Here is a 13,949-nt window from a genome sequence, read left to right as displayed (position 1 = left end):
AATGCAGCGCACGGTACAACTTGAAGCCGCGTACGCAGAGTGCTGCGCAATAGCCAAGCGGGAAGCGAAGAACTTCTACTATGGCTTTCTTGCGTTGCCAAAGCATAAACGCGAGGCTATGTGTGCGGTTTATGCCTTTATGCGCCGCGCCGATGACATCAGCGACGATGAAAGTTTTTCGCTCGAAACACGTCGCATCCAAATGGCCGCATGGCTTGCGTCATGGAATGGATTTCGGAGTGCGTCGTTTCACGATGAAGCACCGGTCCTCCCCGAAGATAAGCGCGATCATGCCGTCTTCCTTGCGGTAGCGGATGTGCAGCAGAGGTTTGGTGTGTCTGACCGACTGTTGGAACAGTTGATCGCAGGCACAACGATGGACTTAAAAGCAGAGGCACCGGAAGGTGTTGTTCGTCTGCAATTGGATGGGCGCACAGTAGACGTTTACGAGACGATGCAGGCATTGGAAGGCTACTGCTATCTGGTCGCGTCGGTGGTTGGGCTCACGACGATCCGCATCTTTGGTTATCGCGATCATGTCGCAGAGGATCATGCAGAAAAGATCGGCCTTGCGTTTCAGTTGACGAATATCCTGCGTGACGTGAAGGAGGATGCAGAACGTGGCCGCGTGTATCTTCCAGAAGACTTGCTGGCAAAGCATAAATTGACGCCGCAGGATGTGCTGACAGCATCTGCAAGTGGTGAGATGGGTCCCGCGTTGCGTGCATTGCTCGCGGAAGTGGGCACGCGTGCGGAGCAGTACTATGCAGCGACAGAGAACCTGATTCCGCTGCTTGATCGCGATAGCCGGCCTGCCATGCGAGTTCTTACCTCGATCTATCACTTGCTGTTGAAAGAAATCGTCGCGCACAACTATGACGTATTGCGGCAACGGGTGAGTGTTTCCAGCGGACGCAAGATGCGTGTGTTGGCTGGCGGAATGGTGCGCGCTCTGCTGGCTCGTGGAGGAGCGGCGTGAGTGTGCCGTCGTTTGATGTTGTGGTTGTTGGTGCAGGATTAGCTGGTCTTGCCGCAGCATCTTCATTGTCTGCGGCAGGGGCTTCAGTGCTCATCCTGGAGCGAAAGCCCTTTGTCGGCGGCCGTGCATATTCCTATGAGCATCCGGCTCTGCATGAAGAGATCGATTGCCAGCATGTGCTGCTGGGATGCTGTACCAATCTGATCGACCTGTGCGCGAAATCAGGTGTTGCAGATCGCATCCGCTGGTATGACGAACTTACTTTCCTGCAGCCGGGGAATGCGCCGCGCACACGTTTGAAGCCGGGCGGCATGCCTGCGCCATTTCATACTTCGTTTGATTTCCTTCGCGCGCCCATGTTGTCTATGAAGGACAAGGTTGCAGTCGCGCGCGGATTGATGGAGTTTCTGCGTGGCTATCCACAGAACGATAATGAGAGCTTTGCTACATGGTTGAAGCGCACCGGACAAACAGAGGGCGCGATTAAGCATCTTTGGGAACCCGTCATCGTAGGTGCATTGAACGATAGTTTTGAAAACTGTTCAACGAAGTACGCCGGACAGGTCTTTCACGAATCGTTCTTGAAATCAGCAGAAGGTGGACGTCTTGGAATCCCAACTTTGCCCCTGTCGCAGTTCTACGGTTACGTGGCGGAGCAGTGTGTGCGGCAGGGTGCCGAGCTTCGGCTGTCGCAATCAGTGACCGCGCTGCAACGTGACGGTGATGCGTGGCACGTGAGCACCTCCGAAGGTGGCTTTGCTGCACATGACGTGATTCTGGCAACCAACTTTCATCAGACGGCAAGCCTACTGCCGCAATCGAATTACGCATTTCAGAACTTCAAGAACGCGCCGATAACAACGGTTCATCTCTGGTTCGATCGTCAGATTACGGAGTTGGATCATGCCGTGTTATTGGATACCGGCATCCAGTGGCTGTTTCACAAGTCGCGCATCCGTAGTTGGGCTGAGGCACGCGGAAGCTATTGTGAACTGGTGATCTCGGCATCCTTTGCGCAACTTCATCAGACACGCGAGGCAATCTTCTCCAACGCGTTGCGCGAACTTGCCATGTTCTTTCCTGCAGTGAAAGAAACGAAGTTGGTGAAGAGCGGCATCCTGAAGGAAGCGCGAGCCACTTTCTCCGTCACGCCAGGACTTGATGCGTATCGTCCCAAGCAGGCGACCGGGCTCCCAGGGCTGTTCGTTGCGGGCGACTGGACCGCTACGGAGTGGCCCTCCACCATGGAAGGCGCGGTACGCAGCGGGCGTCTGGCGGCAGAGGCGCTGAGCATTTCCGCCGGTCAGAATGCGCGCTTCCTTACCCACGAGCCGTCGGCATCCGGTCTGATGCAGTGGATCGCGGCTCGCCGTTAAGTCATACGTTCCGGGCGTCTTAGCGACGCTGCCAGCGAATGATGCGCGGTCGCCTTACAAAGTTTCATCTTTCCGCGCAACAATCTCAAGAAAACGCGTGTCAGTAGGGGTGTACGCGAGCCCACGTGCGTGCGGAGGTTGTTGCCCAATGCGTGCCTCGAATGCTTTTCGTGCTCCTCTTTCTGCGGTTCTCTGTATCACCCTCGCGGCGCCGGCTTTGCCTGCGGCGCCGCGAGTCGATCCGGTGCGACCGTTGGATCGAAATGCACGTGCGGAGTTGATGCTGCAGCGCTTCACCTTTGGCCCCACAGCATCCGATCTGCAGACCATTCGCAGCGTAGGCGTTGAGACATGGTTTCAGCAGCAGTTGAGTCCACAGAGCATTCCTGACACAAGCTTTGAAGCACGCATGGATGTCTATCCGGCGCTGCGCATGACACAGGCTGAAAGACTGCAACGCTATCCTGAGCCCGCGACGATCCGAGTATTGGCACGCAGCGGAAGATTGCCTGCCGATCCAGAGTTGCGCGCCATTGTCAGCGACCAGGTGGAGTTCTACCAGATGGCGCAGGACAACAAAGCTGCCAAAGGGCAGGCTGCCACGAACAACATGGCCGCTCCTATGATGAACGGTGCAACAGACAAGCCCACGACGCAAACTGCAGCGCAAGTGCAGGCTCAAGCGGCCGTTGCCAATCTGGAGCAGACGACGCCGGCGATGGAAAAGCCGGAGATGGATGCGATTCTTACCCTCCCCCCGAATGATCGATACGCACAGCTGCTGCACATGCCACCTGCGGAACTGATTGCGTTGCGCAAGGGAGCGCGCGGTCCGCTAGAGGCGAAGCTGGTCGATGGCATGTCATCCCTGCAAAAGGAAACACTGCTGGCTCTCTCGGGCACGAATCGCATGATCAATGCTGAAACACAGGGCGCGCGGCTTCTACGCGACATCTATTCGCAGCGCCAAGTGGAAGCCGTGATGACTGACTTCTGGCTGAATCACTTCAACATCTTTAGTGGCAAGGATGGGCAGGAGCCTTCGCTTATCCCGCTGTATGAACAGACTGTTCGCGATCATGCGTTGGGTCGTTTTGAGGACCTTCTGGTAGCAACGGCTCAAAGCCCCGCCATGCTGCGCTATCTGGATAACGCCACCAGCACTGGTCCAAATTCACTGGCGGCACAGCGGGAACGTCGCAATCCTAAGAACAAAGCGAACTCCGGGTTGAACGAGAATTATGCGCGTGAACTCATGGAGCTGCACACACTCGGTGTGAATGGCGGTTACACGCAGAAGGACGTTACGGAAGTAGCAAAGGTATTTACCGGCTGGACGCTGGAACGTCCTTACGATGGTGGCGATTATTCCTTCAATCCAAATCGTCATGAGCCCGGCAACAAAACAGTGTTAGGCAAAACGATCAAGTTTGGCGGCGAAGATGAAGGTCGTGAAGTGCTGCACATGCTCGCCACGAACCCTGCGACAGCGAACTTTATCAGCACAGAAATCGCTCAGCGGTTTGTGAGTGATGCTCCACCAAAAGCAATGGTGGATCGCATGGCGCAGACATTCCTGAAGTCGAATGGCGATATCAAAGCAGTGTTGTTAACCATGATGCATTCACCAGAGTTCTTCACCACGGCCACTGTGAATGCAAAGTTGAAGACACCGCTGGAGTATGTCACTAGCGCTCTGCGCGCAAGCGGTGCGGAGGTGACGAATCCCTTGCCGTTGGTTCAATCGCTACAGCAGCTTGGGATGCCTTTGTATGGTTGCATGCCGCCCACCGGTTACAAGTGGGATGAAGAAACGTGGTTGAGTTCCTCGGCATTGATCAATCGCATGAACTTCTCACTCACGCTGGCGACGAACCGCATTGGCGGCGTGAGTGTCGATTGGATGCCAGTGATCACAGATTCAAATTCAACGGCGATGCGCTCTGTTGCGATGACTTCTGCACCAGCTGATCCGGAAACAATGCGTAAGGAATCGTTGCTGGAAGCGAAGTTGTTTGAAGTTCCGGTGAGTGCGCAAACACGTTCTGCCGTTATCTTTCAGGGGAACGACAACGTAGCGGCGCAGGCTTCGCAGCAGTTCTCTCAAACGAACAACGGTCGGGTGTTAACGCAGGCAGAGAAGGACGCGCAGCAGCAGGATAAGTTAGACGAAATGATGATGGCTCGCCGCAATGGTATGCAGCCCGCAAAGGCTGCAGGCGGAGTAAAGGGACAAGCAGTTGTGCAGCGTGGTCTTGGTGCGACACCGGCGAAGATGGGAGCGCCACCTGCAGATAAGCAGGCTGCGGCAATGGCAGGACTGCTGCTAGGTTCACCGGAGTTTCAGCGACGGTAAGAGGGATGTGAAGGCGAGGTAACGCAATGTTTTCACGGAGAGCATTTGTAAAAAACGGCGCTATTGCACTGGTGGGTACTGCAACAGTATCTCAGTTTCTTGTGCGTTCCGTGATGGCGGAACAAGCGTCGGCACAGGCCAGCGGCAAGAAACTGGTCGTGTTGTTCCAGCGAGGTGCTGCAGATGGTCTCAACATCGTGGTGCCGTATCGCGAGAAGAACTACTACGCCATGCGCCCGAACATTGCGATTCAAGCCAATGAAGTGCTGGATCTGGATGGTCAGTTTGGATTGCACCCCGCCATGGCCCCACTGTTGCCGCTGTATCAGAAGGGACATCTGGCGGTGGTGCATGCCGTCGGGTCGCCCGACACAACGCGGTCACACTTCGATGCCCAGGACTACATGGAGAGTGGCACACCGGGCATCAAGAGCACGCAGGATGGATGGTTGAATCGCGCGTTGCAGGCGGAGCGTATTGACCCTAAGGTGGCGACAGCATTTCGTGCCGTGGCGTTGGGGTCGCAGGTACCTCGTACGTTGCAGGGGCGTCTACCTGCGGTGGCGGTATCCAACGTGGCTAACTTCTCGGTGGGGAACAGTCAGGGAGCACAGGCTGCTGCTGTGTCCAATGCCTTCCAGGAGATGTATGCCGGAACGCATGACCGCATCCTGAGTGGTGAGGGGCAAGAGACGTTTGAGGCGGTGCGGATGCTGAAGGGAACTGATCCAGCGCACTATCAGCCTGCGAATGGCGTTGTGTATCCGAACACTGCCTTTGCCAACAGCCTGAAGCAGGTGGCGCAGTTGATGAAGGCCAACCTGGGAGTGGAAGCTGCGTTTGCGGACATCAATGACTGGGACACGCATCAGGCTCAGGGTGCGGTGCAGGGAAGGCTTGCTAATCGGCTAAGGGAGTTCAGTGAGGCGATTGCGTGCTTCTGGAATGACATGGGGCAGGATGCCGAACACATCACGCTCGTGACGATGAGTGAGTTTGGTCGTACCGCGCGCCAGAACGGCACCGGCGGAACAGATCATGGACACGGCAACGTGATGTTCGTACTTGGTGGGACGATTCGCGGTGGCAAGGTCTATGGCGAATGGCCGGGACTGGACGATCATCAGCTGAACGAGGGGCGTGATCTAGCGATCACCACGGACTTCCGGCAGGTATTGGCCGAAGCGACGCAACACGCGCTGGGAACGCGTGATCTTTCACAGGTGTTTCCGGGAGCCAAGCTGGGAGAAGATCGGTATCTACAGTTCGTTTGAGGGATGATTTCGGAGGTCGTTTGTGCGTGGAAATGTCGTGTTCTGATATGTCACGATGTATTCACTTAGATTCCCGTAAAAGCCTCATATCAACCGCGCAACCTTTAGTCGAAAACTGCGTCTTATTGAATGTAGTCAGTAGTTAGCCGGGGTCACCCTCTACGACACCGGTTTCACCTATCCGCAACAAATCTTCCCACCCTTTATGTAAGGCTCCCAGAGTATCGGGAGCCTTCACTTCTATGTGGGGTATGGGGTTGTGCGTGATGTGGGTGTTGTCAGCGTGCCCAGGCTGTCAAGTGGGTGCTACTCGAGGCCTAGACGGCGGTCGAGGGAGAGCATGCCGGCACCGAAGGCGGTGGCGATGAGTGCCAGGACGCCGACGGCGAGCGGGTACTTGGAGGCATCGTATGCCGGGTATGTGACCTTGGCGATGCCGACGATAAGGGTGATGGTGGTCAGCGCGCCGAAGAGGCGGGTCAGCAGGCCCAACAGGATGCAGAAGCCACCCAGGAACTCCGACAATGCGGAGACCGTGCCGAGCCATGCGGGCATGCCCAGCGTCATCACGTAGTGGTTCCACTTCTCGATGGCGGAGAAGAGGTTGTTGCCGTGCAGACCGCCGTGCGGAATGACCTTATGCCAGCTTGCAGAGATGAGCGCCGCGCCAAGGACTAGACGCAGGACGAGCAGGGCAAAGGGTTGCAGACGGTCGAAGAATCGGCCCATGAAAACACACCTCTCAAAATCAGGCTAAGGTGTTTTCGCTGTGTTTCTTGCAGCTATTTCGTTGTGGGTGCCAACACCGGCACGGGGCCACCGGGTAGGGTGCTGTCCAGGAAGCGGGCGAGTGAGGCCTTCTCCACGGCGGCGTCGTGAGTGGGGACCTCGACGGTCAGCTTGGGGTCGGCGGCACTCTGGTAGACGGCAGTGCGAGCCTTGTCCAGCGGACCGACGGTGTACAGCAGCTTGGGGGCTGCGAGGTGCTTCAGGCCGTCGAGCGGGAAGCCGTCGTGGAAGACCACGCTCATCGGGTAGAGCAGTACGCGGGCATCCGCGCGGACGCGGGCCTCTACGGATGGGTCGGCGTTGTAGGCGATCAGGCCTGCGCCGGGACCGTAGTTCTGGAGCAGTTGTGTACCGATGGAGACGCCGATGCCGCTACCGAAGACCAGCACGTGGTCTGGTTGGATGTGGCGTGTTCCGGTGAGGTATTCCCAGGCGGAGACGGCGTCGGCCAGCATGCGGTCCTGGCTGGGATGCGGACGCTGGGCGCTTTCGCCGTAGCCGCGGTAGTCGAAGGCGAGGACATTCAGTCCCTCGTCGTGTAGGGCGGCGATCTGCGTGCCGTCACCGGCATCGAGTTGGCCGTCGGCTCCGCGGAGGTAGAGGACAGCGTAGGAGGAGCGTGGCGATTGGTCGTTAGCGGCGATCCATTCGCCGGAGAGCTGCGGCTGGCCGCTGGTATCGGGGCCGAAGCGGAGCTTCTCGGAGGCCAAACCTGTGCCTACATTCGGCTTGCGCGTGGGATGAAGGACAAGCTGCCACGCACCCATGTAGATCATTGCTCCCATTGCCAGATAGGCGCAGACGAAGGCCGCGCCAATGGTGAGGCCGAGCATCTTGAGGAGCCAACGCGGATCGATAACCTGAACGGTTTTGGGTGGGTTCTGCTGCTTTTTCTTCGACTTCGCCATCGTTTCCCATGGTATCGCGTGGGTACCCCCCTCCCCCCTGTTTTCGTAAAATCGTCTTTCTATTGGGTTTACGTTTTCAGTGGCTGTAAAATCGTCTGCCCATTGGGGTTAGGGGCAAAATCGTCTTTCTAAAGGAGTTAGGGCCGCGCGAAAGCGCGGCCCTTTTCTCTCTGTTTCTATTTTAGTTGTTCAACGGAAATACCATGCCAAGTGTATTTCTTTTGATTTGTTGGAGTTGGATGGTTTAGGGCTTGACAGGTTGTGGCTGCAGATCCGTTGCGGTTTCCTGAAGCGTTGTAGAGGGTGCGGAGGAAAGCAGATCCTTCAGCTCCGCTTCGCTTCGTTCAGGATGACGGCCCTTACGGGCGTATGAGCTTCGCTAGGATGGAATGAGGAGTTTTGGATGGCGCAGTGGGTTCGTTTGTGTGCGGCGGGGGATGTGCCGCAGCCGGGTACGGTGGGGCAGTTTGAGGCGCAGGGTGTGGATGTTTGTCTTGCGAATATCGGCGGGGAACTGCATGCCATGGATAACTGGTGCCCGCATCGGCGCGGACCTCTTGGAGAAGGCTGGGTGGAAGGGGATCGCGTGGTTTGTCCCTGGCATGCGTGGGGTTTTGAGGTGAGTACGGGGAATTGCCCTGAAGAGAAGGGGCATGTGGATGTGTTTCCTGTTCGCGTGGACGGGGAAGATGTTTTGGTGGATTTGGCCTGAGGGCGCTTTCTTGCTTTCCAGTGGCATCGTAGTGAGGGATAGGAATGCAGGTCCTTCGGCTTCACTTCGTTTCGCTCAGGATGACGACCTGATGGGCGTACGAGCTTCACTGATGGGGTTTGTATTCTCTGTGATTTGGTGGGAATAGGAAACGGCCTCTTGCGAGGCCGTTTCTTATCGTTTGCTTTTGGTTGTCGTTACTTTGTTTCTTCTGCTTGTTTGGTGTCTTCCTTGTCCTGCGCTTTCTTTGAGGGGCGTAGGAGGGGGAAGAGGATGACGTCGCGGATGGAGCGCGAGCCGGTTAGGAGCATGGTGAGGCGGTCGATGCCGATGCCTTCGCCGCCGGTGGGAGGCAGGCCGTAGCGGAGGGCTTTTACGTAGTCCTCGTCCATGTCGTTGGCTTCTTCGTCGCCCGCGTTCTTCTGGGTCATCTGATCTTCGAAGCGGCGTAGCTGGTCTTCCGAGTCGTTCAACTCGGAGAAGGCGTTACCGATTTCAAAGCCGCCGATGTAGAACTCGAAACGCTCGGTCCAGTCTGGCTCGTTTGGTTTCACCTTGCTTAGCGGTGAGACGGCTAGTGGGAAGTCGTAGATGATCGTTGGCTGGATGAGGTGATGTTCGGCGACAGACTCAAAGACATCGGAGATTGCTTTGCCTAAAGGCGCATTGCTGAGGCCGTGAAATACGGCGTTGAGAGCCTTAGCAACGACGATTTGCTCTGCCGAAATCTCTGCTCCGGGGCCGTCGTCGAATGAATTTTCCGTAGCGACGTTGAAGCCTGCAGCGAGTGCATTCTTCAGCTTCAGAGTGAGCGCTTCTTTGCTCTCAAGATCGGACAGTTCGATTGGAGTGAGCCATTCCGGCCAGAACTTGATGATGGCTTCCTTCATGGAAAGGCGGGTCCACTTGCCCAAGTCGATCTCGACCATCTCGCCTGCGCGCGGGCCCTTTGGCAGTGGGAAGTCGACTACGGTGGTGCCGTTCACTTCGTTGGCTACGAAGGTGACGATCTCTTCCGTGAGGTTCATCAGGTCGTGGTAGTTGGCGTAGGCCTGGTAGAACTCCAGCATGGTGAATTCGGGGTTGTGCTGGGTGCTGATGCCTTCGTTGCGGAAGTTGCGATTGATCTCGTAGACGCGATCCATGCCACCGACGACCAGGCGCTTCAGGTACAGCTCCGGCGCGATGCGCAGGAAGAGTTCCATGTCGAGCGTATTGTGGTGCGTTACGAACGGGCGTGCTGCTGCGCCGCCTGCGACGGGCTGCATCATGGGCGTTTCGACTTCGAGGTAGCCGCGGTCGTCGAAGAACTTGCGCAGTGCTTTGAGAACCTGTGCGCGCTTCACGAAGACTTCGCGTGCGGGGAGGCGCTTCATCGGTGCTGTTGCTGCGGCGATTGCTTCGGGGTTCTCGTTCTCCGTTACGGATTCTTCGGTGGTCGGTTCGGCGGCGTCTTCGCCGGTGTCCATGAAGAGATCGACGTAGCGCTGGCGGTAGCGCAGTTCGATGTCGGTGAGGCCGTGGAACTTGTCGGGGAGCGCGACCATTGCCTTCGAGAGGAAGGTGAGCGATTCAACGTGGACGGTGAGTTCGCCGGTGCGTGTGCGGAAGAGGAAGCCGGTGACGCCGATGTGGTCGCCGAGGTCGAGGAGTTTGTAGAGCTCGAATGCGGGTTCGCCAACGTCGTCTTTGCGGACGTAGATCTGGATGCGTGCGCCGTTGTTCTGCAGAACCGCGAAGCCTGCCTTGCCCTGGCGGCGATGGGCCATCACTCGGCCTGCGATGGCGACGTGGGGCTTGTCGGCTTCGAGGAGTTCGCCGGTGGTGTCGGCGAAGGTGCCGATGATCTGTGGCGCGGTGTGGGTGAAGGCGAAGCTGTTGGGGTAAGTGGCTTCGAGCCGCGACAAGCCTGCTTGTGCGCCTAATTCGGCGATCTTGTCGAGTTTTTCCTGGCGCTCTTTGAACAGGCGCTCTTCAAAGTCGGATGCGAACAACAACGGTGAGCCTCTTTCTCTACGAGGCTCAGTATAAATTCGCTGGTACTTCGTACGGTTCTTGAAACGCTGCGCGTTTGAAGTTCGTTGGCTCGGTGGCTCAAAAAGCGCGACGCACTCGAGCGGATGTCGAGTGCGTCGGGATTCTTCGCGTTGCTCAGAATGACCAGTCTGTGACCATCTTCTTTCCGCAAGGACACACGCGAAGCGTGTCGAGAGCGGTGCGAAGCACTAGGTGGCTTTGCGCTGGAAGCTGGTCTTTTTGAAGCCAGCGGATGCGGACTTGCCGCCGCCAGCGTTGCCGTGGCTGAAGTTCTGCTTGCCGCCGCCGTTCTTCTGGGCTTCCAGCTTTTCGCGGAGGGCCTGCAGCTTCTGCGCCTTGGGGCCGAGGCCGGTGGCGCGGGGTGCGGTTGGTTTTGGTGTGTCAGTACTCATGGGAAACATCGTAGCGGCGGACGGGGTTGGGTGCAACGTGTGTCGCTATGCGGGGTTGCGGGGCGGCGTGATGTAATGGAGGTCGCGATGAGCGGAGACGGCAACATTCCGGGTAAACCGAAGGGCGCGCTGGGCGATCTGGTGAAAGCCGAGACGATGATTCAGCTGGCGCTGGCGCTGCCGATTGGGTGCGTGGTGGGTTGGCTGCTGGGGTCGCTGGTGGACCATCACTATGGCACTCGTTACGGCGGCATTGTCGGCATTGTGATTGGCGCCGTTGGCGGGTTTATCAAGATCTTCCAGACCGCGCAGAAGTATATGAAGGACAACAATTAAGTGGAACCAACAGAGATTCCCGCGGGTTTTACGGACGCGGATGCGCGCGAAGTGATTGCGCGTGCAGTGAAGATTGTGGCCGTGATGGCGGCCGTGTGCGTGATTCCAGCGTGGGTTAAGGGCGGCTGGCGGTCGGCGCTTTTGCTGCTGATTGGTGCGGCGATTGCGGGTAGCGGATTGTGGGAGTGGCGGCGTTTGATGGCCGCGTTGACGGCGAAGATGGAGCCGCTGCCGGGCGAGCATATTGTGGGTGCGCGGAGGCCTTCGATTGGGTTCGCGCTGGTGGGGTTCTTTCTCCGTTTATTCGTCGTCGTGGGCGTTCTGTATGTTAGCCTTAAGTATCTGAATGGCTCCGCGCTGGCACTTGCGGCGGGTCTTGCGATGGGTGTAATTGCACTGACGATCGAAGGCTTGCGGCTGTTGCGTAGCGGCACGATTTAGGAGCATCAGACAAAGTTTTCAAAGGCTCAGGCCGACAAGAAAGAATCATGCCGGAACAGCTCGTTTTCACTCGATTTTTGAATGCGCATTTCGCCGGTCCGGTGGATGCGCTGCTGCGTGCTTTGCACGTGAAGGTGGTCTTCCCCGAGGCCCCGATTTCAAACGCAGTTGCGATGGAGATCATCGTTGGACTGCTGCTGATTGCATACTTTGTGGCGGTGCGGGCCAGCCTGAGCGTGGACAAGCCGAATGGCATTGCTCACTCGGCTGAGATGGTGCACGAGTTTGTCTCCGGACAGGCTGAGAGCATTGTGGGCCACGGCTACGAAAAGTTTGTGGGCTACCTGTCGGTGCTGCTGCTGTTCATCCTGGTGATGAACCTGCTGGGACTGATTCCGGGGCTGATGTCGCCGACGTCGAACCCGGTGGTGCCACTTGGCATTGCGCTGGTGACGTTCATCTACTACCACTACCATGGCATCCGCTCGAACGGCGCTGGCTACATCAAGCAGTTCCTTGGACCGGTGTGGTGGCTGGCTCCGCTGATGTTCATCATCGAAATCGTTTCGCACTGCGCACGTGTTCTGTCGCTGACGGTTCGTCTTTACGCGAACATGTTTGCGGGTGACCTGGTGACGCTGGCGTTCTTCTCGCTGGTGCCGATCGGTGTGCCGCTTGTGTTCCTGGGACTTCACCTTGGCGTGTCGATCATTCAGGCGTATGTGTTCATGCTGCTGTCGACGATTTATCTGAGCCTGGCTGTCAGCCACGAGCACTAGGATTGAGCTGGTCCGCTCATGCGGACCACTCAGGGCTAAAGCCCTGAGCTACCGAATGGTAGAAGACTAAGTTTGACGTCGATGGAGCAGTCTCCGCTATCGATGGGTTTCATCCGAATAAGCGTGAGGGGGTCAGCACGGTGAACCTCAACCACCAACTCATTCGGCACTTTGGAGATATTGGAGTACGACCATGAAGGTTATGAAGTATGTATTTATGACGCTGGCTACGTTGCTGATCGCATCGCCGGTGTTCGCGCAGACCGGTGCTGATGCATCCGCTAAGGGACTGTTCTACATCGCTGCCGGTATCGGCATGGCTCTGGCTGCTGGTCTTTGCGGCCTGGCACAGGGCAAGGCGACCGCTTCGGCTGCTGAGGCTGTTGCTCGCAACCCCGGCGCACGTCCGGCGATCTTCACGTTCCTCATCCTCGGCCTGGCCTTCATCGAATCGCTGGCTCTGTTCACGTTCGTGATCATCTTCCTCAAGGTTGCGTAAGCAGCCTGCCGCGATCGCGGTTTAGAAAGCCCTCGCTTCGGCGAGGGCTTTTCTGTTTTCGAAGACGCGCTATTTCCTGCGGGGAACATGGTGGTGGGCTCGATAGACGTAGTGGCCGATCAGCCAGCCCACGCTGGAGCCGATCAGGACGTCGGAAGGGAAGTGTTGCTGACCGAGGACGCGGGTGAGGCTCACGCCGGTTGCTGCTGTGTAGATGCCGAGCTGCGCCCAGGGATTGTGGTATTCGCCTGCGATGACTGCGGCGGATGACCACGCGATGACGCTATGGCCCGAAATGAAGGACGAATCCAGTTTGGATGGGGCCGAGAAGAAATCGCCTCTTGCGTTGTCGATGTTGGGACGTTCCCGGAAGGTGACGACTTTCACGAGTTCGCCGACGGCATACGCTTCCGCCAAGGCCTGGGAGGCGAGGATGCCGGTTTCACGGGAGCGCTCGTCGCCTTTGATCTTGCCCCATGCGTACATGCCAACAGGCGTGGCGATGGAGGTGTAGAGCAGGCCGTCGGATACGTTGACGGTGGTTTGATTGAACGAGGGATTGCGACTGACGACATCGCGCATGGTGTGCGTGTCCGTTGCGAAGGCTGCACCGGAGGCGCCCACGAGTGGGAGTAGCCACGTCAGGTCGCGGGTGCGGATGTAAGCAGGAGAAGTGAAGATGTGGACCGCGTCGGAGGCCATGCTTTTCGGAAGACCGAGGAGGGTGACCTCAGGGTGGGGCTGATCTTCGAGAGGGATATGTTCGGGCGCTTGTCCTTGTTGTTGCGACTGCTCTGCGGAGTAGGAGGGGGCATCCGGAATTGCCGGGCCAGTCTGCGCGTTCGCACCTAAGGCCGCGGTGAACAGGACGAGGGAAGACGGAATGAGGGCTCTTGAAATCACACATCCAGATTGCTGAGTTGGGCCTTAATCCTTGCTGAATGTTTGGGATGTGATTGGGGGACAAACGCGCACCCAACCAATTCAATTTTGCTGTGGTGATTTCAGTGGACACGTGGCGCGAAATGGCGTCATCGCTTTTGACGTGTTTTTGCGTAGCTAACACTTGAA

General features: G+C 57.5%; 14 protein-coding genes. 9 read left to right on the top strand and 5 right to left on the bottom strand.

The genetic code is table 11. The features are described 5' to 3' along the window. Position 1: 1 nt before the first annotated feature. From M504_RS03125 to M504_RS03110, 4 genes are all read left to right on the top strand, one after another. Positions 2 to 979: a phytoene/squalene synthase family protein gene (locus M504_RS03125; protein ID WP_047487864.1), complete on the top strand. Its 978-nt coding sequence runs from the start codon at positions 2 to 4 to the stop codon at positions 977 to 979. Next, positions 976 to 2,355: a hydroxysqualene dehydroxylase HpnE gene (gene hpnE, locus M504_RS03120; RefSeq protein ID WP_047487859.1), complete on the top strand. Its 1,380-nt coding sequence runs from the start codon at positions 976 to 978 to the stop codon at positions 2,353 to 2,355. Before M504_RS03125 ends, hpnE begins: the two co-directional genes overlap by 4 nt. A 148-nt stretch (positions 2,356 to 2,503) precedes the next feature. After that, positions 2,504 to 4,711 carry a DUF1800 domain-containing protein gene (locus M504_RS03115; protein WP_052200292.1) on the top strand — a complete coding sequence of 736 codons (2,208 nt, stop codon included), beginning with the start codon at positions 2,504 to 2,506 and terminating at the stop codon, positions 4,709 to 4,711. Between the two features lie 26 nt (positions 4,712 to 4,737). Continuing rightward, the gene (locus M504_RS03110; RefSeq protein ID WP_047487856.1) at positions 4,738 to 5,985 is read left to right on the top strand and encodes a DUF1501 domain-containing protein; all 1,248 of its coding nucleotides are present in this window, start codon (positions 4,738 to 4,740) and stop codon (positions 5,983 to 5,985) included. Between the two features lie 306 nt (positions 5,986 to 6,291). Here M504_RS03110 and M504_RS03105 read toward each other — a convergent pair whose 3' ends face one another. Both M504_RS03105 and M504_RS21050 read right to left on the bottom strand, forming a co-directional pair. Continuing rightward, entirely contained in the window at positions 6,292 to 6,714 is a 423-nt protein-coding gene (locus M504_RS03105) for a DoxX family protein (protein WP_047487853.1), read from the bottom strand. Positions 6,715 to 6,767: 53 nt separating this feature from the next. Beyond that, a complete protein-coding gene (locus M504_RS21050; protein ID WP_052200290.1) occupies positions 6,768 to 7,682 on the bottom strand; it encodes a serine aminopeptidase domain-containing protein in 915 nt (304 codons plus the stop codon). 403 nt (positions 7,683 to 8,085) lie between these two features. Here M504_RS21050 and M504_RS21690 point away from each other — a divergent pair, with 403 nt between their 5' ends. Then, positions 8,086 to 8,394, top strand: coding sequence for a Rieske (2Fe-2S) protein (locus M504_RS21690; protein ID WP_084214046.1), 309 nt, complete (start codon positions 8,086 to 8,088; stop codon positions 8,392 to 8,394). A gap of 197 nt (positions 8,395 to 8,591) precedes the next feature. On the opposite strand, the gene M504_RS03090 is transcribed toward M504_RS21690, so the two are convergent. Then, entirely contained in the window at positions 8,592 to 10,388 is a 1,797-nt protein-coding gene (locus M504_RS03090; protein WP_047493245.1) for an amino acid--tRNA ligase-related protein, read from the bottom strand. A gap of 231 nt (positions 10,389 to 10,619) precedes the next feature. Beyond that, positions 10,620 to 10,823, bottom strand: a complete 204-nt coding sequence (locus tag M504_RS03085; RefSeq protein WP_156785042.1) for a hypothetical protein — start codon at positions 10,821 to 10,823, stop codon at positions 10,620 to 10,622. 87 nt (positions 10,824 to 10,910) lie between these two features. Here M504_RS03085 and M504_RS03080 point away from each other — a divergent pair, with 87 nt between their 5' ends. From M504_RS03080 to M504_RS03065, 4 genes are all read left to right on the top strand, one after another. Continuing rightward, the gene (locus tag M504_RS03080; protein ID WP_047487844.1) at positions 10,911 to 11,159 is read left to right on the top strand and encodes an ATPase; all 249 of its coding nucleotides are present in this window, start codon (positions 10,911 to 10,913) and stop codon (positions 11,157 to 11,159) included. Further along, complete coding sequence (locus M504_RS03075) at positions 11,160 to 11,600, top strand: ATP synthase subunit I (protein ID WP_232296136.1); 441 nt, start codon at positions 11,160 to 11,162, stop codon at positions 11,598 to 11,600. A gap of 47 nt (positions 11,601 to 11,647) precedes the next feature. Next, on the top strand, positions 11,648 to 12,379 hold the full coding sequence (gene atpB, locus M504_RS03070) for a F0F1 ATP synthase subunit A (protein ID WP_047487841.1): 732 nt from the start codon (positions 11,648 to 11,650) through the stop codon (positions 12,377 to 12,379). Between the two features lie 193 nt (positions 12,380 to 12,572). Further along, positions 12,573 to 12,878: an ATP synthase F0 subunit C gene (locus M504_RS03065; RefSeq protein WP_047487838.1), complete on the top strand. Its 306-nt coding sequence runs from the start codon at positions 12,573 to 12,575 to the stop codon at positions 12,876 to 12,878. 69 nt (positions 12,879 to 12,947) lie between these two features. On the opposite strand, the gene M504_RS03060 is transcribed toward M504_RS03065, so the two are convergent. Further along, positions 12,948 to 13,781, bottom strand: a complete 834-nt coding sequence (locus tag M504_RS03060) for a phosphatase PAP2 family protein (protein ID WP_156993473.1) — start codon at positions 13,779 to 13,781, stop codon at positions 12,948 to 12,950. Positions 13,782 to 13,949: the final 168 nt, after the last annotated feature.

It is taken from the genome of Terriglobus sp. TAA 43 (assembly GCF_000800015.1).
In the GTDB taxonomy this organism is placed as follows: domain Bacteria; phylum Acidobacteriota; class Terriglobia; order Terriglobales; family Acidobacteriaceae; genus Terriglobus.
The sequence above is the reverse complement of the archived record's forward strand: the minus strand, read 5'-3'. Positions and strand labels throughout refer to the sequence as shown.

Bases quoted from the DNA above. Each gene is read 5' to 3' on its own strand.
- M504_RS03085 (WP_156785042.1), bottom strand. From the start codon at position 10,823: ATGAGTACTGACACACCAAAACCAACCGCACCCCGCGCCACCGGCCTC.
- M504_RS03125 (WP_047487864.1), top strand. From the start codon at position 2: ATGCAGCGCACGGTACAACTTGAAGCCGCGTACGCAGAGTGCTGCGCA.
- M504_RS21690 (WP_084214046.1), top strand. From the start codon at position 8,086: ATGGCGCAGTGGGTTCGTTTGTGTGCGGCGGGGGATGTGCCGCAGCCG.
- M504_RS21050 (WP_052200290.1), bottom strand. From the start codon at position 7,682: ATGGCGAAGTCGAAGAAAAAGCAGCAGAACCCACCCAAAACCGTTCAG.
- atpB (WP_047487841.1), top strand. From the start codon at position 11,648: ATGCCGGAACAGCTCGTTTTCACTCGATTTTTGAATGCGCATTTCGCC.
- M504_RS03080 (WP_047487844.1), top strand. From the start codon at position 10,911: ATGAGCGGAGACGGCAACATTCCGGGTAAACCGAAGGGCGCGCTGGGC.
- M504_RS03115 (WP_052200292.1), top strand. From the start codon at position 2,504: ATGCGTGCCTCGAATGCTTTTCGTGCTCCTCTTTCTGCGGTTCTCTGT.
- M504_RS03105 (WP_047487853.1), bottom strand. From the start codon at position 6,714: ATGGGCCGATTCTTCGACCGTCTGCAACCCTTTGCCCTGCTCGTCCTG.
- M504_RS03065 (WP_047487838.1), top strand. From the start codon at position 12,573: ATGAAGGTTATGAAGTATGTATTTATGACGCTGGCTACGTTGCTGATC.
- M504_RS03110 (WP_047487856.1), top strand. From the start codon at position 4,738: ATGTTTTCACGGAGAGCATTTGTAAAAAACGGCGCTATTGCACTGGTG.